The sequence below is a fragment of the Paenarthrobacter sp. PAE-2 genome (genome assembly GCF_026013155.1).
GTDB classification, from domain to species: Bacteria; Actinomycetota; Actinomycetes; order Actinomycetales; family Micrococcaceae; genus Arthrobacter; species Arthrobacter ureafaciens.
The window spans coordinates 1-20,985 of the sequence record NZ_JAPDNV010000005.1 but is presented as its reverse complement, the minus strand read 5'-3'; the positions used below and the strand labels follow the sequence as shown (position 1 = coordinate 20,985).

Genomic DNA, 20,985 nt, shown 5'->3' with positions numbered 1-20,985 from the left:
CCCAACTGAGTCGCAGCTCCGCGCGTTTAGAACGTCCATAACGCGCAGAGCTGCGACTCAGTTTGGGTTTAAACCTCAGCGCACCTCGAGAATCAGCTGCAGTAACCGGGCCGCGGCCGGGCGGGCTGCATGCTCCTCGGCCCACTGCGCCCGCGCCACGGCCCTGCTCACGGCCTGCGTGCTGATGCCCAGTTCCTGAGCCACGGCCTTCTGCTGCCCCCGAACGCCCGGCGTCAACAGGTCCAGCACCCGCCACTCCGCCACGCTGCGTTCCTGCACTATATGTCCGAGCAGCCGGAGCACAGCCTCGGCTTCCGCGGCTTGGTCCGCATACGGTCCGTCGACCGCTACCGGCACGCGCTCTTTTCCATACCGGAGGCGTTCAACAGCCCGCCGGGCGTACACCAGGCCGTGGCCGGAGGCATCCTTCACCAGGTTCGGCAGGGGTTCATTGATGGGTCCAACGCCGATTCCCACGTACCACTGCCCGCTGCGCAGGGCTATCAGGGCCGATTCAACGGCTTGGTGGCTCGAGTCGACGATGCCTTGCACTTCATCCTCAACCGAACGGTCAAAGTCGATGAGCGCCGGTATGTGCCGCAGGTCCTTCAGGAGCTTCGGCACCAGATCGCCGTCGCGTCGACTGTCGCGTTGGTTGATGGTCAGCGTGAACATAGTGGATCACATGCTACCGGCTGGTAGCTGCTCCGCAAGGCTGCGGATTCAGTGTTACCCGGTCCGGTGCGGTTTGGCTGAAAAGTACGACGGCGGGCGGACGTTCCGGTTATTGCCCGGCTTGGTTGGCTGGTGCCGCCTTTGGATCGGCGATCGGCTGCTGTCCCTGTGCCAGGCCCGAGCGGCGGTCGATTGCCACGAATTTCGGATCCCAAGTGTCGCCGGAACCGCCGCTCAGCGCAGAAGCGATCATCATGAACAAGTAGAACGGGAAGAAGGACCAGCAAACCGCGCGCCAACCGCCCAACCAGGCTCCCGCCGTCGTGCCGTTCTTGATGCGCACCGAACGCATACCCGCTGCGGCGTCCCCGACGCTGCCCGACGTTCCCCAGATCATGCCGTAAACGAACAGCCCGACGAACCACAGGACGACGTAGAGCGCGAGCCAGAAACCGTCGTTGAAGGCAAGCAGTGAGCCGCTGTTCATCATGGCATTCCTGGCGACCGCCACCATCACGGCGATGACGCAGTAGCCCGCCACGAACACCAACGCGTCCAGCACCCGGCCCCAGAAATGGGCGGCACCGGAGGCTTTGACGTACAAGGCGCCGGACTCGGTGTGGCGGCGGACCTGCCGGCCGTTGGCCGCGTCCACGAGTCCGGTGGCGGTCTGCGACGTCGAATTGCTCATGCGGCGAGGCCGCCCAGGATGCCGGCCAGGCCGGCCGCCGACGTTTCCTTGATTTCGAGCGAGACTGCGTCGCCCTCCACCTGTGGAGTCAGGACGTGGACACCGGACGGACCCGTGTACACGGTGATGGTGGGGAAGTCGTTGGACCCGGTATTGAAGGCCACAATGTTGCTGGCTGCCTCGGTGTCAGCGAGGGCGGTTGCAGCGTACTCCTCGAACTTTGCCTCCGTGTAGACGGTGGCTTCAGTGTCCTGCCGGGCTGCGTTCTTGGGGTCGACGAACTCCGCGAGGCGGGGTACCAGCTGATCACGGGTGACAACCGTGAAGCCGTGCAGCCCGCCCTCGTCCACTTCCTCGATAAGGACGCCGTCGTCGTGCACGTAGCCATACAGCCAGCGCTTTCCGGTGGAAACGGTGCGCTCCACGGAGACCACGCTGTTACCGCTGCGGCGCAGGGTGAGGGCGCCTGTGATGTCCTCAGTGGCGTGCAGGCGCGAAGGTTCGGTCTCGCCTTCGAAGACCACCGGGTACACCAGTTCCTTGGCGAGCAGCCCGCGCAAGGCCACCGCGCACATGAGATCCTTGCTGGCGTCCTGCGAGCTCAGCCAAGGGAGCGCCACAATCTGCTCGTGCTGCACCCCATCGAGGGCCACTACTTCCTCGTCCGTCAGCGTGGGCAGGGCAGCTCCCTCCGAGGTGGCCGAGGCAAGGACTTTCGCTGCCGCTTCGATGTCCCTGGCGGTCCATTTCATGGTGGTGCTTGTCATCCGAATATCCCTCCAACAAACTTTCCGACTGACTTGGCGGCATCACTAACCCCGTCTGCCACCTTACTGCCTACGTCCTTGGCGAAATTGCCCACTTCCCTGGCGCCGTCGGCAAGGTAGCTGCCCGGATTGCGGGCGAAATTGGTGATGGAGGACCAGTTGTCGGCCACCAGGTTGCCCAGTGCCCAGGCCCCGGCAACGACGCCCGCCCCGATCACGATCGGGGCGCCCACCGGTCCCAGCAAGGCCGCGCCACCCGCGGTCATCAGCATGACGCTGCCGACGCCGCCCACCACGGAGAGACCGCCGGCAACACGGTCGCCTGTGCCGCGCCAGCCGTTGTGCTCGGGACTGATCATGTCGCTGATGCCGCCAACAATATTGAGCGGGGCCGCGAGGGCGCCTGCCACCCGGAGGCCCTTCGAGAGGCGGCTGGCATCCTGGAAAGCCTGGCTGAAGGGAATGTTGGCTTTGAGGTCCGTGATGACGTCGGTGACCTTTTCCCCGTTGCGCAGTGCGGTCAACGCGTCCTTGATGACGGTGCCCCCGGCACGCCAGTTGGTGAGCACCTCGCGGGTCTTGACCCATTCGGCGTGGCCCAGGTTTCCGTATTTGTAGGCAGTCCAGAGCTGGGCCGCGAGGTCCTTGACGCCCATCCCGGTGCCGTAGACGTCACTGAGGACACCCACGGAACTCCGGGATCCGTCGTTGTTGCTGGCGAATTCCTGCTGGTTGGCGTTCTTCTTCAGCAGGCTCGCGTTGTCCCGGAGCATGGTGGCGGCCTTGACCAGGCTCTGCCGGTGCTGGCTGTTCCAGTCGTTCTTGAACATGGTGGCGTCACGGCCCTGCCAGGCCGTGGCCGAGTTGATGGCGTTGGACAGCTGGGCGCTTTGCATGGTGATCGTGTCCGCCGCTTTACCCATCACGCCGGCCAGACTGCGAAGCTGCGCAATGTCGGCGCCATAGAACCCGGCCATGTGGAACCCCTTTTTGTTGCATGAGTCGATGAGAGTCTCGTCCCACCCTAGGCGGGGCGGGCAAGCGCTGCGATGGGGAGCGGTGCCCATCGCGGCAGCGCTTAAAGGGCAGCGCTTAAAGTACGACGGCGGGTGGTGGGGTCCCCTTCAGAACCGCACCGCCCGCCGTCGCAACCCAACTGAGTCGCAGCTGTGCGCGTTTAGAAGCCTCAAAACGTGCACTGCTGCGACCTACATGGGGAAGGACTAGTGGCCTTCTGCTGCGAAACGCTTGATGGAAGCCTCAAGCTCGGCTTCGGCGGCGGCACGGTCGCCCCAACCCTCGGCCTTGACCCACTTGCCCGGCTCGAGGTCCTTGTAGCGGGTGAAGAAGTGCTCGATTTCCTTGATCAGGAATTCGTTGACGTCGCTGACTTCCTGGATGTGGTCGAAGCGTGCGTCCGCGGGAACGCAGAGAACCTTGGCGTCTCCGCCGCCGTCGTCCGTCATGTTGAAGACGCCGATCGGGCGGGATTCAACGATGACGCCCGGGTGGAGGTCGAAGTCCTGCAGGAGCACCAGTGCGTCCAGCGGGTCGCCGTCTTCGCCCAGCGTGTTCTCGAAGAAGCCGTAGTGCGTGGGGTACTGCATGGAGGTGAACAGCACGCGGTCCAGGCGGACACGGCCGGTTTCGTGGTCGACTTCGTACTTGACGCGCGATCCCTTGGGGATCTCGATGGTCACGTCGTGCTTCATGGAATGCTCCTTGACGGGTGTGGGTGGGGCTGGCTTCGCCTGTAACGGAGACCGCCGAAAACCGGCAGCCCCCAGGCAGTCTGCTCAGTCCAGGGCTGGCGGCAGGCAAAAGTACAGCCGACGCCGCCGACTACTATTGAGGATATAGGGAGACACCCGGGTTTCTTGAACCGGCGGGGGACATTTCAAGACTGACAGGACCAAGCAACTGCATGAAGGGCGTTGAAAACGGGGCTGCCCGCAGGGGACTGTCCGCGGCGTGGGGGCGCCTTAAATGGCCCATGCTGTTGGCCGTCGTCCTGTTGTGTGCCGCAGTGCTGATCGGGTCCGGACTCGCACCCGGGCTCTGGAATGCGCCCAAACCGCCGCCCCCTGTTCCCGCGTGGCAACAGCAACCCACCAGCCTGGCCACCACAAAAGCTGTTCTCCCCTTGGACAAGGACGCCCCCAAACCCACCAGGGCTGAGCTCACACGTCTCCTGGAGGCCACGCTGAAGCCCGACGGCGAGGGATCCATGACGGGCGTAGTGCTCGATGCCGCCACCGGCGAGGTCCTTTTTGACCGGCAGGCGGACGCCAACCGGATCCCGGCGTCGAACATGAAGTTGTTGACCGCCGTCGCTGCTTTGAAAGCCTTGGGCCCGGACACCCGACTGACCACCCGCGTAGTGGGTGCCGGCGATCCCGCCACCGTGGTGCTCACCGGTGGCGGGGATGTCCTGCTGGGTGCCGGCGAATCTGATCCCTCCGCCGTCATGGGACGGGCGGGGCTGGCGTCGCTGGCCGCGGATACCGCCTCGGCCTTGGCAGCTTCCAAGGTGACGGGACCCGTGACCGTGAAGGTGGACGACTCCCTGTTTTCCGGTCCCGCGTTGAACCCCGCATGGAGCCTGGACGACGTCGCCGCGGGTGAAACGGCGCCCCTCTATCCGCTGGCGCTCAACTCCGGACGGTATTCACCCACCGTCACCACCGGGCCGCGGCCGCAGGACTCCGCCGCCACCACAGCCCAGGCGTTTGCCGAGCAACTGGCGGCTGCGGGCGTCAAGGTGGCGCCCGGCGTCGAACGCGGAAAAGGGGTTCCCGGAAAAGTGCTGGCCAGCGCGGAATCAGCCACGGTCAGCGAGCAAGTGGACCTGATGCTGGAAGTCTCGGACAACTTCCTCGCCGAAGCGTTGGGCCGCCTGACTGCCGCCGCCTCCCGGCAGGAACCAACGTACGACGGCGCCACCGCGGCCGTGCGGCAACGGCTGGGGGAGTTGGGAATCACCACGGATTCGATGGAGTTGGCCGATGTGTCCGGCCTTGCCTTGGAGAACAAGGTCAGCGCACGGCAGTTTGCCGAGGTGGTCCGGGCCATCACCAGCGGTTCCGAGCTTTCGTTGCGGGCGGCCCTTGACGGCTTTCCCGTCGCGGGGCTGACGGGCACGCTGGATGACAGGTACATCGACGCGGGCACGGCCGAAGGTGCCGGGCTGGTCAGGGCCAAGACGGGCACCCTCAATACGGTGATCGCCCTCAGCGGCTACGTGGTGGACGCCGACGGCCGGCTCCTGGTCTTCTCCTTCATTGGCAATGGGCTGGAGCCGGGGGCTGCAGGGAACAAGGTGGCTATGGACCGTTCGGCGTCGGTGTTGGCTTCGTGCGGTTGCCGCTGAGGGGTTTGCTCTTGCTGGGCCTTTGGTGGGGGCTTGAAGCTCCGCGTGGAGCGAACTTAAGCGCTGGCTGTCAGCCAGGTGTGGTGTGATGGACCCTATGGTGACTTCCGCCCGTGATTCGTCAGCAGGGACACCTTCCCTGATCAATTGGGACCTGGCTGCCTCCACGGCCGCCCGGCTGGCCCCTCCAGGCCCGGCGCTCAGTGCCGGGGAGATCGGCAAAGCCGTGGAGAACCTCCGGTTCAACGCCGATGTCTCCGTGCCGCATGTCCATGACATCACGGGTCTCGACGCGGCGCGGGACCTCCGCGACTCCCATGTTTTGGTGGTGGACCGGGCGTCTTGGTCGAAGGCGAACACCCAAAGTTTCTCCGTCATGCTGCAGCCGGCCCTGCAGAAGATGCTGGAACACCGGCACGGGTCGTCCATGAGCCCCGCGGCGGCCAACGCCAGCGGCGCCATCACGGGAAGCCAACTCGGTGCCATCCTCGCCTTCCTGTCCAGCAAGGTCCTTGGCCAGTACGATCCCTTTGCCGCCATGGCGCCCGGTTCCAACGTGCCGCCGGGTGGACGCCTCCTCCTTGTGGCGCCGAACATCATCTCCGTGGAACGCGAACTGAATGTCCACCCTGACGACTTCCGCCTGTGGGTCTGCCTGCATGAGCAGACACACCGCGTGCAGTTCGCCGCGGCGCCGTGGCTGCGTCATCACATGCTGGAGGAGATCGAGAAGCTCAGCACGCACCTGCTGGGGAACATGGATTCCTTGGTGGAACGGGCCAGTGCAGTGGCCAAGTCGCTCAAGGACCGCACGGCTTCGGGCAACGTTCCCGGCCGCGGTGCCATCCTGGACCTGCTCCAGGACCCCGAGGAAAAAGCAGCGATCTCGCACATCACGGCCGTCATGAGTCTGCTCGAGGGCCACGCGAACGTGGTCATGGACGCCGTCGATTCCAGCATCGTTCCGTCCGTGAAGACCATTCGCCAGCGGTTCAACGATCGCGGCAAGGACCGCGGGATCATCGAGAAGTTCATCCGCAACATCCTTGGCCTCGATGCCAAGATGCGCCAGTACACCGACGGCGCCAAGTTTGTCCGCGGCGTGGTGGATGTGGCCGGAATGGACGGCTTCAACAAGGTCTGGGAACACGCCGGGAACCTGCCCACGGAAGAAGAAATCCATGACTCCAAGCTCTGGCTTGAGCGGATGGGGCTTTGAGTTCACCTGCTGTCCTGCCGGGTAAAGGACGACGCCGGCCCGGCCGTTTGGCTCCGGTCGTCGGCAAAGCGCGCAGGTTGTTGCAGGACGCCTTGGCCGACGCCGGATACCCGTCGCGGTTACTCGTGGCCTGCAGTGGTGGGCCGGATTCCATGGCGTTGGCCGCTGTGGCCGCCTACTTTGCACGCCGCGGCCACGTTGACGGGCACCCGGTGTCCGTGGCCGGCGTCGTTGTTGACCATCAACTGCAACCTGGGTCTGCGGAGGTTGCCGCGAAGGCGGCGGCGGCATTGCGCGAACTGGGTCTTTCTTCCGTTGAAGTGCGGACAGTGCAGGTGGCGTCCACCGGCTTCGGACCGGAAGCGGCGGCCCGCGACGCCCGGCATGCTGCGCTCAACGCTGCAGCAGATGACCTTGGCTGTGAAGCGATCCTGCTGGGCCACACCCTGGACGACCAGGCCGAACAGGTGCTCCTCGGGCTCGCCCGTGGTTCCGGCACGCGGTCGTTGGCCGGCATGCGCCCGGCGCGCGGCCGTTTGCTGCGCCCCTTTCTGGGCCTTCGACGGGCCGAGACCTTGGAAATCTGCGCGGTCGAGGAACTCGAACCCTGGCATGATCCCACCAACTCTGATCCGTCGTTCGCCAGGTCCCGGACCCGTGTGGAAGTCATGCCGGTTCTTGAGGAGAAACTGGGACCCGGCGTCGCCGAATCCCTGGCCCGTACCGCGGCAATCCTGCAGCAGGACGCCGATTTCCTTGAGGAACTTGCCAGCGAGACGTATCTCTCGCTCGTGCAAAAGACTTCCGACGGTGCCTGGCTGCCTGAAGATGCCGTCCGGGACCTGCCTCCCGCGCTCCGGTTCCGCGTTATCGCGAAGGCAGCGGCCGACGTCGGAGGCCAACAACCCGGCTACGGGCGCCTTCAAGCCGCGGAAGCGCTGCTCCGCAGGAAGGGTTCGGCAGGGCCCGTTGAACTTCCCGGCCACGTGAGCGTGTACCGGCTTTCCCTCAGCGATCTGGAGCAGGAACGGGCCACTGCGGATGCTTCTGCAGGCGCCGGAACCCCCGACGGCGTTCCCCGGGAAGCCACGCGCTGTGGGAAGCTAGTATTCCGGCATCACAAATCGTCCCAACAGTAGCCGCACCGAGCATTTAACAGGAGCCATTGGTGGATTCAAACGACGTCCAGGCAGATCTCAAGCACGTTCTTTACACCAAAGAGCAGATCCAATCCCGCATCGCTGAGCTGGCGGCCCAGATCGACAAGGACTACGAGGGCCGCGACATCCTGATGGTCGGGGTCCTCAAGGGTGCCGTCATGGTGATGGCCGACCTCGCCCGGGCCCTGCACAGCCACGTCAGCATGGACTGGATGGCAGTGTCTTCCTATGGTTCGGGTACCCAGTCTTCCGGTGTTGTCCGTATCCTCAAGGACCTCGACACCGACCTCATGGGCAAGGACGTCCTGATTGTCGAGGACATCATCGACTCCGGTCTGACCCTTTCCTGGTTGAAGTCCAACCTCGAATCCCGCGGCACGGCCAGCGTCGAGATCTGCACGGCGTTCCGCAAGCCGGCCGCCGCCAAGGTGGAGATCGATGTCAAGTACGTCGGGTACGACATCCCCAACGAATTCGTGGTCGGCTACGGTCTCGACTACGCCGAGAAGTACCGCAACCTGGACTTCGTGGGCACGCTGGCTCCGCACGTTTACGAGTAAGCCGCTTCCCGCTTACGGTCACCGGTCACCGCCGCACCCGTTCCCGCCACGCGCACCCGTTTCCGCCACGCGCACCCGTTTCCGCGGCACGCACCCGTTTCCGCGGGCGTGCTTTCACCGCCGCACCCCTTTCCGCGGCACGCACCCGTAACACCGGGCGCATGCGGCGCGAAGGGGTGCGGTGTGTGTGCTCAAGGGGTGCGGCTTGACCACAATCCGCCGTCTGTGAGGATGTTGGCGAATGCCCTCGGGTTCATCATCTCTCCCCAATCCCAGCGGATGACGGTCAAACCGAGTGCACGCAATGCGTTTTCGCGGGCCTTTTCATCCATGACTACCTGCTGGATCGTCTTGCCGCCGCGCAGTTCGCTCCGCAAGTACTTCCCTTGGCCATCAAATTCTCCAACCAAATCCAACTCGGGCCACCAGAAGTCGGTCCGCGCGGTCCTTCCATTCTTCAAAGTGAAGGTGGCCTGAAGCCGGGGCATCGGAAAACCCTGAAGAATCATGTTTGCCCGACTGATGGACTCACCGGGGGACTCTGAGTCGGCGGCCGAGAACTCGATGATCTTTGAAGCACGTCGCCGCCGGGATGCGGTTGCAATATTCGACACCGCGTCCTCAAGGGCTTCGAGTTGGAGTGCCGCACCCCAAGGGCTTTCCTTGTCCCAGTCCGCAGCGTCAGCCGGGGATGGAGCAGTCAGCCCGGACCAAGGATATTGACCCGTCCGAACTGATAAATCCCGGCGGCTCGAGTCGACCACGGCCAAAGCCTCACCAAAATTCAGTTTGCCTGCTAGTTCAACTGTTGTGCGGACCTTATCCGTGACCTGGAATCCGCCGAGTTGGCAGACACCCTGATCGAGGGACCCCAGTGTCCGGTGGACTCCGTTCTTGGATCGTCCCCCGCGAGGATCATCGGTAAGCGTCTGTAGTTGCCGTGGAACCCCAACTACACCCAGTCCCCACAGAAGTCCTGCCGTTTTCATAGTGAACACCGGAGATTTGAGGGTGGTGTGGACCAAAGCCGCGGCTAACACTCCGTGCCGTTGGCGCTCGTTAAGGGCAGACCAGATCCCTGCCGGAACATAGGCTCCTCTTCGCACACGTATGAGCTCACCCCGCTGCGCCCGCTTGGCAAGAAGACGCGGGTCTTGCCCGATCCGGGTGGCGTCAGAGCTGAAGATCAGTTTTGAGGAAGGCATGCGGTTAACGGTGCTGGCCGGTCCGGGCCCATAGACAGGCCTGATGACCTGTATGTGGACAATTCACTCGATCGGGGTCGCCAAATGCGTATCGCCCGAAACCGGAGTCCGTACTAAATCAAGGGAACGCCGCATCCGCTTCCGCCCCGCGCACCCTTTCGGCGTGGTCATCGCATCCGTTTCCACCTCGCGCACCCGCAACACCGGGGGCATTTGGCGCGTAGGGGCGCGGTGGCCCGTGAACGGTGGCGCGAGCCGGCCGCGGCTCCAACGGCGGAAACCAGGCGCGCGGCTGTACGCCCAGAGGGAACTTTTGTGCTTTCCAGTGCGTGAATTACGGGGAACGGTGTATAGCTAGAAACTGAAGCAGCACCATTGCGCGCAGAGGTTGCGCGTTGCAGCACTACCAGGAGGGACGGGGCACAACCCCGATCAGATGAAAGCTAAGAATTTCTTCAAGGGCCCGGGCATCTGGATTGTTGTCGTCGTTGGCTTGCTCCTGGTGGCATTCGCAACTTTGGCTCCCGGCGGCTCTACGAGGATTGACACCAAGGACGGTCTTGAACTCCTCGCCCAGGGCGGCAAGGTGGAGCAGGCCAAAATCTTCGACGCCGAGAACCGCGTCGACCTGGTGCTCAAGGACAACCTGAACATCGACGGCCAGGACAAGGGCAAGAACGTCCAGTTCTTCTACGTCACGGACCGTGGTCCGGATGTCGTCAAGGCCGTCACCAACGCCAACCCGGACAAGGGCTTCACGGACCAGCCAGTCGAGAACAATTGGTTCTCCGGCCTGTTCTCCCTCCTTATCCCGGTGCTGCTGCTGGGTGTCCTGTTCTGGTTCCTGCTCTCCCGCATGCAGGGCGGCGGATCCAAGGTGATGCAGTTCGGCAAGTCCAAGGCCAAGCTGGTCAACAAGGACATGCCGCAGGTGACGTTTGCCGACGTTGCCGGTGCCGACGAGGCCGTGGAAGAACTCCAGGAAATCAAGGAATTCCTCCAAGAGCCCGCCAAGTTCCAGGCCGTTGGCGCCAAGATCCCCAAGGGTGTGCTGCTGTACGGCCCTCCTGGTACTGGTAAGACCCTGCTGGCCCGTGCTGTCGCCGGCGAGGCAGGCGTTCCGTTCTTCTCCATCTCCGGTTCGGACTTCGTCGAGATGTTCGTAGGCGTCGGCGCGTCCCGTGTCCGCGACCTTTTCGAGCAGGCGAAGGCCAGCTCGCCGGCCATCATCTTCGTGGATGAGATCGACGCCGTTGGACGTCACCGTGGTGCCGGCATCGGCGGCGGTAATGACGAACGCGAGCAGACTTTGAACCAGTTGCTGGTTGAAATGGACGGCTTCGACGTCAAGACGAACGTCATCCTGATCGCAGCCACCAACCGCCCGGACGTGCTGGACCCCGCGCTGCTGCGCCCGGGCCGCTTTGACCGCCAGATCACAGTCGAAGCCCCGGACCTCGTGGGCCGCGAGCAGATCCTGAATGTGCACGCCAAAGGCAAGCCCATGGCCCAGGGCATCGACCTGCGGGCCGTTGCGAAGAAAACCCCGGGCTACACCGGCGCAGACCTCGCCAACGTCCTCAACGAGGCCGCCCTGCTGACTGCCCGCTCCAACGCCAACCTTATTGATGATCGCGCACTTGATGAGGCAATCGACCGTGTCATGGCCGGCCCGCAGAAGCGCAGCCGCGTCATGAAGGAACTTGAGCGCAAGATCACCGCTTATCACGAGGGTGGCCACGCGTTGGTGGCTGCTGCCCTGCGGAACTCGGCTCCGGTCACGAAGATCACCATCCTTCCGCGCGGCCGTGCCCTTGGCTACACCATGGTGGTCCCCGATGACGACAAGTACTCGGTGACCCGTAACGAACTGCTGGACCAGATGGCCTATGCCATGGGTGGCCGCGTGGCCGAAGAGATCGTGTTCCATGATCCTTCCACCGGCGCTTCCAATGACATCGAGAAGGCAACGTCCACGGCCCGCAAGATGGTCACCCAGTACGGCATGAGCGAGCGTGTTGGTGCCGTGAAGCTGGGCCAGGGCGGCGGCGAGCCTTTCCTCGGTCGCGATGCCGCGCAGGAACGTAACTTCTCAGACCAGATTGCCTATGTGGTGGACGAGGAAGTGCGCCGCCTCATCGACCAGGCGCACGACGAGGCTTACGCCATCCTCACTGAAAACCGCGACATCCTGGACCGTCTCGCCCTCGAATTGCTTGAGCGAGAAACCCTGAACCAAGCAGAGATTGCCGACATCTTCCGTGACGTGCGCAAGCGCGATTTCCGCGAGATCTGGCTGTCCAAGGAGTCCCGCCCCGTCCAGACAATCCCGCCGGTGGAAACCCGCGCGGAGCGGGCCGAGCGGGAGGCCCAGGAGGAAGCGAAGAAGGCTCGCCTGGATGAGCCGCTGGACACCGTTGCTCCGCACGCCCAGGGTGTCAGCAGCCAGGAAACCTTCCATGCACCGGGACCCGACGGCGGCAACGACTCTCCGCTTCACGGCTAAGCTTTCTGACGTGACTCATTTCGACGACGAAGACTTCGCCGCCGCCCACGGCCCAGCCGGCGACTCCAAGGGGGGCCACAAAGTGGACCGCCCCCGCATTGAAGCAGCGGTTCGTGAGATCCTGCTTGCCATTGGCGAAGACCCCGATCGCGGGGGCCTCAAGGACACGCCGAAGCGCGTGGCCAAGGCCTACGCCGAGGTCTTCGCGGGCCTTCACCATGACCCCGTGGATGTCCTGTCCACAACGTTCGATCTCGACCATGAAGAGCTTGTCCTCGTCAAGGACATCCCCTTCTACTCGACGTGCGAGCACCACCTCGTTCCGTTCCATGGCGTGGCCCACGTCGGTTACATTCCGTCCCATGACGGTAAGGTGACCGGCCTCAGCAAGCTCGCCCGGCTCGTGGATATCTACGCCCGCCGCCCGCAGGTGCAGGAGCGCCTCACCACGCAGATCGTTGAGGCGCTGGTTGAGCACCTCAACCCGCGCGGGGCGATCGTCGTCGTCGAATGTGAACACATGTGCATGTCCATGCGCGGCATTCGCAAGCCCGGCGCAAAGACCGTCACCAGTGCGGTGCGCGGTCAGCTCCATGACCCGGCCACCCGCGCCGAGGCCATGAGCCTCATACTCGGAAGGTAAGCAATATATGGATTCCCTCGCAGCAGCACCCGGAACCGGCCCGGCCACAAGCCCGTTGCCGATTCTCCGCAAGCCGCGGCCGGCGGCCAGGTTCGCTGATCTCCCGACGGACCGGACCTTGGTCATGGGAATTCTGAATGTGACCCCGGATTCGTTCAGCGACGGCGGCAAGCACCCCACGGCCGATTCCGCGATCGCCCTGGGCCTCCGGATGTTCTACGCCGGGGCTGACATCATCGACGTCGGCGGGGAGTCGACGCGTTCCGGCGCCGAACCCGTTGACCCGGCGGCGGAGCAGCGCCGCGTCATTCCCGTAGTGGAAGCACTGGTCAAGGCCGGTGCCTTGGTCAGCATTGACACGATGCACACGTCCACGGCCGCTGCCGCCATCGAAGCCGGGGCGGCGATCATCAATGACGTTTCCGGCCTCACCATCGAAGAGGGCATGCCCGAGCTGGTGGCCCGTACCAAGGTTCCCTACATCCTCACGCACCGCCGCGGGGACGCCCGCACCATGGACAGCCTCACGGACTACAACGACGTGACGGAAGAGGTCATTGCCGAACTGAAGGGTGTCCGGGACAAGCTGTATGCGGCTGGAGTGTCGCCGGAGCAGGTGATCGTGGATCCGGGCATCGGCTTCTCCAAGAACGAGGCCCAGAACTGGGAGCTCCTGAAGAACGTGGACAGGCTGTTCGAGCTGGGCCACAAAGTCATGGTGGCTGCTTCCCGCAAGCGCTTCCTCGGTTCGCTGCTGACAGTCGCCGGCAAGGCCGCAGCCCCGCACGAGCGGGACGCCGCAACGGCCGCCATTACTGCCTTGAGCGCCGCCAAGGGCGCTTGGGCGGTGCGGGTGCACGACGTCGGACCAAGCCTTGATGCGGTCAAGGTCGCCGCGCGCATCGCGCGCTGATCGGAGACGCTGTGGACAGGATCACGCTGACCGGTGTCACCGCCGTCGGCCACCATGGAGTGTTCGACTTCGAACGCCGTGAGGGCCAGCCGTTCGTTGTGGATGCGGTGCTTTACACGGACTTCACCAAGGCCGCCGAGACGGATGATCTGCAGTTCACAGCGCATTACGGCGAGGTGGCCGGGCTCATCACCAGGCACATCGAGGGTGAGCCGTTGAACCTGATTGAGGGCCTCGCCGTGCGGATCGCGGAGGACATCCTGGCCAACTACGGTGTGTCCGCCGTCGACGTGACGGTTCATAAGCCGAAGGCGCCCATTGAGGTGCCGTTCGGGGACGTCGCTGTCAGCGTGCATCGGGAGCGGACATGACCGCCGGCTACACCAAAGTGATCCTGGCGCTGGGCAGCAACCTGGGGGAGCGCAACGACACCCTCACCACCGCCGTCGCGGATCTGGTGGACCCTCCGGAGGTGCGCTTGCTTGGCGTCTCCCCGGTTGTGCAGACCAAGCCTGTTGGCGGCCCTGAGGGGCAGCCCGATTTCCTCAACATGGTCATGGCGGTCGAGACCACGCTGGGACCTGTGGAGTTGCTGGAACACTGCCACCAGGTGGAGCAGAAACATCACAGGACGAGGGAAGTCCGCTGGGGTCCCCGGACTTTGGACGTGGACATCATTGCCTACGGAGACCTGATCAGTGACGACCCCGTCCTCACGCTGCCCCATCCCCGGGCTGCGGAGCGTGCCTTCGTCCTTTACCCATGGTCTTTGCTGGATCCGAACGCCAAACTGAACGGTCGCAGCGTTGCCGAACTGGCCGCCGTCGCGCATGACATGCCGGACATCCGCGGTTTTGACGGCTTCGGCGATACTGCCGGCGTTCCCGCCAAGGGGGCTGTTGAGTAGCCTATGAAAGCCATGCGCCCGTTGATCCTGGTGGTCATCGCCGTCGCCGCCGCCCTGGTGGGCTGGCTGGCAACGTCGGCGACCAACCGCTTCAGCATGCCTACGCCGGTGCTGCCGGAGTCCGCGCTGGTAACCATGGGCGTGATTGCGTTGCTGACGCTGGTCATGGGTATTCGCGTGCTGCGGTGGAGGAACGGCAAGAAAAAAGCCATGCTGGACCCCATCATGGCCGCACGGACCCTCATCCTTGCCCAGGCCTGTGCTTATGCAGGCACGCTTTTGCTGGGCTGGCATGCCGGAATCGCCTTGGACCTGCTGCGGATCGGAACCCTGCGGACTGGCGAGGGCATTCTCTGGAACGCCTTGCTGATGGGCGGCGGCGGCGTGGTGATGGTCGTTGTCGGGCTCGTGGTGGAGAGGTTCTGCCGCATACCGCCCGAGGATCTTGAAGGTGGAGCGCCCGGCGGGCAGGAAAAGCGCCGGGGCGAGACCAAGGGGGAGGGTGAGTATGCCTACCGAGCCGATTGATCCTCCCGGTATTGAGTGGTTGCGGGTCTCGCCGAAGTACGTGACCGTCCGTTTGGTGGAGTGGGCGCTGGGGAACGTCATCATGATCGGCCTTCTGAGCTTGCCGCTGGTCTTTGTGCGGCTGGGTTGGTGGCGATGGCCTCCGGTCTGGCTTGCCATCGCCGTTCCGGCGGCGATGTTGGTTCTGGCTCTGTGGCGCTTGGTGCTGATTCCGCGCCAGGTCAGGGCCATCGGCTACGCCGAGCGGGATGACGACCTCCTCATCCGCCGGGGCATTTTCTTCCAGCGCACCATGGTTGTCCCGTACGGCCGGATGCAATATGTGGACGTTGCGGTAGGCCCGGTGGAGCGGAGCCTCGGGCTGTGCACGCTGAAACTCCACACGGCCTCGCCGGGAACCAACGCGTACCTGCCCGGACTGCCCGCCGCCGAGGGCGCGCGGCTGCGGGAGCAACTCTCTGCCCGCGGAGAAGCCAGGCTGGCCGGGCTGTGAGCCCGGACGTGGCCCTTCCCGGCAAAGCCGTCGACGGCGACTGGCGGCGGGTCCATCCTGCGTCACCGTTCGTACGTGGCTGGGTTGCGTTGGCGGCCGTCCTCTACTTCTTCGGAAGGGACGCCTTCGAGCGTGTGCTGCAGGGCCGGGACATTGTGGACCCCCTCAACGGCAGGGTGCTGTGGTTGTTGGCCGGCGGTGGCATCGTCCTCCTGCTGGCTGTGGGCGGGTTCATTCTGAGTTGGTACTTCACCCGCTACCAGGTTGCCGAAGGGTATGTTCGCGTCAATACCGGCTTCCTTTTCAAGCAGCAACGCCAGGCACGGTTGGACCGCGTCCAGGCGATCGACATTGTGCAGCCGCTGTTGGCCCGCATTTTTGGCCTCGCTGAACTCAAGTTCGAGGTGGCCGACGCCGGGGAGTCGGCAGTCCGGCTGGCTTACCTTCCGCTCGCCCAGGCCAAGCAACTGCGGGCGGCCATCCTGGCGCGCGCCGCGGGCGTCGTAACCGGCCCGGAGACCGTGGAGGAAATACCCGAAGCACCTGAGCAACATGTGTTGTCGCTCCCCCCGGGGAGGCTCATTGGAGCCCTGCTGTTCAGTGAGCAGACCGTGGGCATCATCCTTGCAGCGGCCGCGTCGATCACAGTGTCGGTCCTGACGGAGAACAGCACTATTTTCCTCGCCCTGATCCCTGCGATCGTGGGTATCGCGGCCACGTATTGGAGTTCCTTCAACAAGGGTTACAACTTCACGGCCGCGATCTCTCCGGACGGCATCCGGCTCCGGTACGGACTCCTCGACACCCAGGCGCAGACCGTGCCGCCGGGGCGGATCCAGGCCCTGAAGATCACCCAGCCGCCGTTGTGGCGCCTTTTCGGGTGGTATCGCATGCACGTCAACGTTGCCGGTTATGGCGGAACCCCGGGTAACGAGAACGCGGCCCGGACCACGCTCCTTCCTGTTGGCATGAAGGCCGACGTCATGATGATGCTCTCGCTGGTCCTCCCGGACCCCGGCGTCGATGACCCCCAACGTGTTTTCACGGCCGGCTTGGAAGGCCTTTCACCACTTTCGGGCAGTTCTGACGGCTTTGTCACCACACCCAGACGGGCCCGCCTGCTGGCACCCCTCGGTTGGCGCCGCAACGGATACCTGGCCACCCGAACAGCCCTCCTGCTCCGCTCCGGTCGCTGGTGGCGTGCATTGGTCCTGGTACCGCACCAACGCACGCAGTCGATGGCCCTGCAGCAGGGGCCGCTGGCGCGATGGTTCGGCGTCACTGATCTTGTCCTGCACACCACTGCCGGCCCGGTCGCCCCGCGGCTGTACCAAGCGGGGGTCCGGGAAGCAGTGGAACTGTTCGACGAACAAGCCGCACGTGCCCGCGAGGCCAGGAAACGCCAGACCAGCGAGCAATGGCTGGCCGAGTTGGCCTTGCAGCGCGGACCTGCCACGCCCCCGCCAGTGCCCACTCTGGAAGAACATCCGGAATCTACTCCCACCACCGCAAACCAGGAGGACCGCCACTATGGCTAGGCCAGGACGACTCGGCGTCGGGATCATAGGCGCCGGCAAGGTGGGTGCCGTCCTGGGCGCCGCTTTGCGCGCTGCCGAGCACGCCGTCGTCGGGGTTTCCGCTGTGTCGGAGGCGAGCCGGGAGCGGGCCGAAACCCTGCTGCCGGGCGTCCCGGTCCTCGAGATCCAGGACATCGTGGAGCGGGCAGAACTCGTCGTGCTGGCTGTTCCGGACGACGCGCTCGGCGAGTTGGTGGAGGGCCTGGCGAAGCTGGGAGCCTGGCAACCGGGCCAACTGGTGGCGCACACCTCCGGCCGGTACGGCGTCGGGATCCTCCAAGCAGTGCGCGCCGCAGGTGCGATTCCGCTGGCACTGCATCCGGCCATGACGTTCACCGGCATGAGCCTGGACCTGACGCGGCTCTTGGACTGCACCTTCGGCGTTACCGCCGATGCGGCCATGCTCCCGATCGCGCAGGCCCTGGTGGTGGAGATGGGCGCAGAGCCTGTTGCCATTGCGGAGGCGGATCGCACCATTTACCACGCGGCGTTGGCGCACGCGTCGAACCACATGGTCACCTTGGTGGCGCAGGCATCGCAGCTCCTGCGGGAGATCGGCGTCGAATCGCCCGAATCCATGCTCGGTCCGCTGCTTCGGGCGACCCTTGAGAACGCACTGGCGTCAGGGGAGTCCGCCCTGACCGGGCCGGTGGCCCGTGGGGACGTGGGCACCGTTTCGGCGCACGCGCACGCGCTGAGGGAGTACGACGCCGGTGCCGGCGGCGACGTCCTCGAGGCCTACCAGGCGATGGCCAAGGCCACTGCGCGCCGTGCCGGAAACCGTGGACTCCTGCGGCAGGATCAACTGAACGACATCAACGAGGCGTTGGAAAGCGGGTCCCAACCGCACAACGGGCTTTCGTCTTCGGAAGGAAACTGAACACCATGGCCATCAAGCTCGTCACCACTGTGGCTGAACTCCGCAAAGAGAGCGCGCGTCTCCTGGCGGAGAAGGGGGGCAACTCGCAAGGCCTGGTGCCCACCATGGGGGCGCTGCATTCGGGCCACGCGTCCTTGGCGAGGACCGCTGTTGCCGAAAACGACGTCGTGGTGGCCACTATTTTCGTCAATCCCCTGCAGTTCGGCGACGCCGTAGACCTCGACCGCTACCCGCGGACGCTCGAGGCGGACATGGCGCTGCTGGATGCAGAAGGCGTGGACCTCGTGTTCGCGCCGGACGTGGACGAGGTCTACCCCGGCGGCCAGCCGCTGGTGCGGGTAACCTCGGGGCCACTGGGCGAAAAGTGGGAGGGCGCTTCGCGTCCAGGCCACTTTGACGGCGCCCTGACGGTGGTCGCCAAGTTGCTGCATTACGGCCTGCCCGGCGGCCCGGCAGCAGACGGTACGACGGCGGCCTACCGCGCCTACTTCGGGCAAAAGGACGCGCAGCAGTTGGCTTTGGTGAAGCGGATGGTGGCCGACCTCAACTTCCCCGTGGAGATTGTGCCCGTTCCGATAGTCCGCAGCGAAGACGGCCTCGCCCTGTCCAGCCGCAATCGTTTCCTTTCGGACCAGGAACGCGAAGCTGCGCTCGTCCTGTCCAGGGCCCTGCGCCTCATCGAGTCCCGCGCCAACGCGCACCAACCGCTGGACCTGGATTCCGCCGTCGCGCTTGTTGATTCCCAGCCGCTGGTGGAACTGGACTACTTCGACGTGGTCGATCCCACCACGCTCGAACCGCTGGCGGAGAACTGCAAAGAGACGCCGTTCCGCGGCGAAGGGCTTGCCATCATCGCGGCGAAGGTAGGCCCTGTTCGCCTGATCGACAACATCCCGCTGGACTCCTGAGGCATTAATTTTCGGCTGACGGGAATGCCGGAGGAGTTTAGACTGTTGCTGTCTTCACCGGCAACGATCGCCGGAATCCACATTCCTACCTGAGGGATCCTCATGTCTACCGACGTCACGCCCGGCGCCTCCGGCGAATCTGTTTCCGGCGCTCTCGCTTCCAAGGAGCCGGTGAGCCCGCAGGCGCCGGTGTCCGGCAAGATGTCCCGCGAGTCGGTCACCGTCATTGTCACTTTGCTGGTTGCCACCTTCGTGGTGATCCTCAACGAGACCATCATGAATGTTGCCCTGCAGCGGCTCATGATCGACCTCAACGTCAATGCACCCACCGTTCAGTGGCTGGCCACCGGCTTCATGCTGACAATGGCCGTGGTGATCCCGACCACCGGGTTCATCCTGCAGAAGTTGAGCACCCGCGCTTCCTTCATGCTCGCAATGGGCCTGTTCAGCGGCGGGACGCTTTTGGCCGCGCTGGCTCCCGGGTTCACGGTGCTGTTGCTGGCGCGCATTGTCCAGGCAGGCGGTACGGCCATCATGCTGCCGCTGCTGATGACCACCATCCTCACGCTCGTACCGATGTCCCGTCGCGGTGCCGTGATGGGCAACGTCAGCATCGCCATCTCCGTGGCCCCGGCCATGGGCCCCACGGTTTCCGGCATCATCCTTGACCACTTCTCGTGGCGCTTCATGTTCGTGTTCGTGTTGCCTGTCGCGTTGGCTGCCCTCGCGATCGGCGCCAAGTTCCTCACCAACGTGGGGGAGCGGGGCAAGACCACCCTGGATGTCGCATCGGTGATCCTGACAGTGCCTGCCTTCGGTGGCCTGGTTTACGGACTGAGCCAGATCGGTGGCGCCGAGGCAGGCATCGTCCCTGTGATCGCCTTGGTTGTGGGCGTCCTCGCCCTGGCACTGTTCGTGTTCCGCCAACTGCGGCTCCAGCGCTCCGATTCACCGCTGCTGGACCTCCGTGCCTTCAACTTCCGGATGTTCACGGTGTCCACGCTGCTCATGGTCGTGGCGATGATGGCACTGTTCGGCGGCGTGATCCTGCTGCCGCTCTACCTGCAGAACACCCTGCACCTGGAACCGATGCAAACCGGTTTGGCCCTGCTTCCGGGCGGTCTGGCCATGGGCTTGCTGGGCCCCGTCATCGGCCGGATCTTCGACAAAGTCGGTCCGCTGCCGCTCACGCTGTCCGGCTCCGTCCTTATGGTCCTGACACTGTGGCAGTTCTCCCGCCTGGACGAGGCAAGTGCGCTCGGTTGGGTCATCGCATTGCATGTGCTGCTCAGCCTTGGCCTCGCGCTGCTCTTCACCCCGGCGTTCACAACGGGCCTGAACCCGCTGCCGCCGCACCTGTACTCCCACGGTTCGGCCATCATGAGCACGGCACAGCAGGTATCAGGTGCTGCGGGAACCGCGCTGCTGGTGTCCGTCTTTGCCGTGGTTTCGGCATCATCGGGACTGGTTGCCGGCATGCAGTCGGCATTCCTGGTAGCCACCGTCATCGCCCTGGCCGCAGTTGTGCTGGGTGCCATGATGCGACGGACCGAGGGCTCGGCACCCCACGGAGGCCACTGACCAACCCCGGACCCTCTCTCACATCCCGTCGGTTTTCCGGCGTTGCTCTATCACATCCCGCGGGACGTGGTCCGCGAAGGCCGACAACCGACCAGGTTGCCGGCCTTCCGCATACCCCTCCCGTTCCTCTATCACTTCCCGCCCCCTTTCCGGCGTTGCTCTATCACTTCCCGTTGGTTTCCCGGCGTTGCTCTATCACGTCCCGGCGACTCTTGCCGGCATGCGAAAGTTTGGAATTCCTGCTGGGACTCCCACGTGCAGTTCCCGGTTTTTCCAATTGCGGTCCAAGGGGCATTGATTTCACAATTCGAGGGACTTTCGTGTGTGACTGGCTTCACGGCTCTTGAATTTGTTTCGGGGGTTGGGGGTGTGTAAAGTTATTCGAGTTGCCGCCGCTGATGC

21 protein-coding genes are annotated in these 20,985 nt (G+C 64.5%); 15 read left to right on the top strand and 6 right to left on the bottom strand.

What is annotated here, in order from left to right:
• Nucleotides 1–75: 75 nt before the first annotated feature.
• From OCL88_RS04130 to OCL88_RS04110, 5 genes are all read right to left on the bottom strand, one after another.
• Complete coding sequence (locus OCL88_RS04130; protein WP_062094525.1) at nt 76–675, bottom strand: MarR family transcriptional regulator; 600 nt, start codon at nt 673–675, stop codon at nt 76–78.
• Between the two features lie 109 nt (nt 676–784).
• Nucleotides 785–1,366 carry an RDD family protein gene (locus OCL88_RS04125; RefSeq protein WP_062094533.1) on the bottom strand — a complete coding sequence of 194 codons (582 nt, stop codon included), beginning with the start codon at nt 1,364–1,366 and terminating at the stop codon, nt 785–787.
• Nucleotides 1,363–2,133 (bottom strand): hypothetical protein, encoded by a 771-nt coding sequence (locus OCL88_RS04120; protein WP_264961725.1) that lies wholly within the window; start codon nt 2,131–2,133, stop codon nt 1,363–1,365. Before OCL88_RS04120 ends, OCL88_RS04125 begins: the two co-directional genes overlap by 4 nt.
• Nucleotides 2,130–3,110, bottom strand: coding sequence for a hypothetical protein (locus OCL88_RS04115; protein WP_062094537.1), 981 nt, complete (start codon nt 3,108–3,110; stop codon nt 2,130–2,132). The genes OCL88_RS04120 and OCL88_RS04115 overlap by 4 nt, the downstream gene beginning before the upstream one ends.
• Before the next feature lie 246 nt (nt 3,111–3,356).
• A complete protein-coding gene (locus OCL88_RS04110; RefSeq protein ID WP_021474229.1) occupies nt 3,357–3,845 on the bottom strand; it encodes an inorganic diphosphatase in 489 nt (162 codons plus the stop codon).
• A 212-nt stretch (nt 3,846–4,057) separates the two neighbouring features.
• On the opposite strand from OCL88_RS04110, the gene dacB reads away from it, so the two are divergent.
• From dacB to hpt, 4 genes are all read left to right on the top strand, one after another.
• Complete coding sequence (gene dacB, locus OCL88_RS04105; RefSeq protein WP_062094541.1) at nt 4,058–5,503, top strand: D-alanyl-D-alanine carboxypeptidase/D-alanyl-D-alanine-endopeptidase; 1,446 nt, start codon at nt 4,058–4,060, stop codon at nt 5,501–5,503.
• Nucleotides 5,504–5,600: 97 nt separating this feature from the next.
• Nucleotides 5,601–6,722 carry a zinc-dependent metalloprotease gene (locus tag OCL88_RS04100; protein ID WP_062094544.1) on the top strand — a complete coding sequence of 374 codons (1,122 nt, stop codon included), beginning with the start codon at nt 5,601–5,603 and terminating at the stop codon, nt 6,720–6,722.
• A gap of 80 nt (nt 6,723–6,802) precedes the next feature.
• Nucleotides 6,803–7,861 carry a tRNA lysidine(34) synthetase TilS gene (gene tilS, locus OCL88_RS04095; RefSeq protein ID WP_264961795.1) on the top strand — a complete coding sequence of 353 codons (1,059 nt, stop codon included), beginning with the start codon at nt 6,803–6,805 and terminating at the stop codon, nt 7,859–7,861.
• A gap of 29 nt (nt 7,862–7,890) precedes the next feature.
• Nucleotides 7,891–8,442 carry a hypoxanthine phosphoribosyltransferase gene (gene hpt / locus OCL88_RS04090; protein ID WP_021474233.1) on the top strand — a complete coding sequence of 184 codons (552 nt, stop codon included), beginning with the start codon at nt 7,891–7,893 and terminating at the stop codon, nt 8,440–8,442.
• Nucleotides 8,443–8,633: 191 nt separating this feature from the next.
• On the opposite strand, the gene OCL88_RS04085 is transcribed toward hpt, so the two are convergent.
• Nucleotides 8,634–9,647: a type IV toxin-antitoxin system AbiEi family antitoxin domain-containing protein gene (locus OCL88_RS04085; RefSeq protein ID WP_264961724.1), complete on the bottom strand. Its 1,014-nt coding sequence runs from the start codon at nt 9,645–9,647 to the stop codon at nt 8,634–8,636.
• 436 nt (nt 9,648–10,083) lie between these two features.
• Here OCL88_RS04085 and ftsH point away from each other — a divergent pair, with 436 nt between their 5' ends.
• The 11 genes from ftsH to OCL88_RS04030 all read left to right on the top strand — a co-directional run bounded on the left by ftsH (nt 10,084) and on the right by OCL88_RS04030 (nt 20,583).
• Nucleotides 10,084–12,153, top strand: coding sequence for an ATP-dependent zinc metalloprotease FtsH (gene ftsH, locus OCL88_RS04080; protein WP_021474235.1), 2,070 nt, complete (start codon nt 10,084–10,086; stop codon nt 12,151–12,153).
• 10 nt (nt 12,154–12,163) lie between these two features.
• Nucleotides 12,164–12,796, top strand: coding sequence for a GTP cyclohydrolase I FolE (folE, locus tag OCL88_RS04075; RefSeq protein ID WP_264961723.1), 633 nt, complete (start codon nt 12,164–12,166; stop codon nt 12,794–12,796).
• Between the two features lie 7 nt (nt 12,797–12,803).
• Nucleotides 12,804–13,709: a dihydropteroate synthase gene (gene folP, locus OCL88_RS04070; protein WP_264961722.1), complete on the top strand. Its 906-nt coding sequence runs from the start codon at nt 12,804–12,806 to the stop codon at nt 13,707–13,709.
• Between the two features lie 11 nt (nt 13,710–13,720).
• Nucleotides 13,721–14,080 carry a dihydroneopterin aldolase gene (gene folB / locus OCL88_RS04065; RefSeq protein WP_264961721.1) on the top strand — a complete coding sequence of 120 codons (360 nt, stop codon included), beginning with the start codon at nt 13,721–13,723 and terminating at the stop codon, nt 14,078–14,080.
• Nucleotides 14,077–14,616 (top strand): 2-amino-4-hydroxy-6-hydroxymethyldihydropteridine diphosphokinase, encoded by a 540-nt coding sequence (gene folK, locus OCL88_RS04060; protein ID WP_264961720.1) that lies wholly within the window; start codon nt 14,077–14,079, stop codon nt 14,614–14,616. Before folB ends, folK begins: the two co-directional genes overlap by 4 nt.
• A 3-nt stretch (nt 14,617–14,619) precedes the next feature.
• Nucleotides 14,620–15,144 carry a DUF3180 domain-containing protein gene (locus tag OCL88_RS04055; RefSeq protein ID WP_264961719.1) on the top strand — a complete coding sequence of 175 codons (525 nt, stop codon included), beginning with the start codon at nt 14,620–14,622 and terminating at the stop codon, nt 15,142–15,144.
• On the top strand, nt 15,125–15,637 hold the full coding sequence (locus tag OCL88_RS04050) for a PH domain-containing protein (RefSeq protein WP_264961718.1): 513 nt from the start codon (nt 15,125–15,127) through the stop codon (nt 15,635–15,637). The genes OCL88_RS04055 and OCL88_RS04050 overlap by 20 nt, the downstream gene beginning before the upstream one ends.
• Nucleotides 15,634–17,175 (top strand): PH domain-containing protein, encoded by a 1,542-nt coding sequence (locus OCL88_RS04045; RefSeq protein ID WP_264961717.1) that lies wholly within the window; start codon nt 15,634–15,636, stop codon nt 17,173–17,175. Before OCL88_RS04050 ends, OCL88_RS04045 begins: the two co-directional genes overlap by 4 nt.
• Entirely contained in the window at nt 17,168–18,094 is a 927-nt protein-coding gene (locus OCL88_RS04040; RefSeq protein WP_264961716.1) for a Rossmann-like and DUF2520 domain-containing protein, read from the top strand. The genes OCL88_RS04045 and OCL88_RS04040 overlap by 8 nt, the downstream gene beginning before the upstream one ends.
• A gap of 5 nt (nt 18,095–18,099) precedes the next feature.
• A complete protein-coding gene (gene panC / locus OCL88_RS04035) occupies nt 18,100–19,002 on the top strand; it encodes a pantoate--beta-alanine ligase (protein WP_264961715.1) in 903 nt (300 codons plus the stop codon).
• Nucleotides 19,003–19,104: 102 nt separating this feature from the next.
• On the top strand, nt 19,105–20,583 hold the full coding sequence (locus OCL88_RS04030) for a DHA2 family efflux MFS transporter permease subunit (RefSeq protein ID WP_264961714.1): 1,479 nt from the start codon (nt 19,105–19,107) through the stop codon (nt 20,581–20,583).
• The last annotated feature ends 402 nt before the right edge of the window (nt 20,584–20,985 follow it).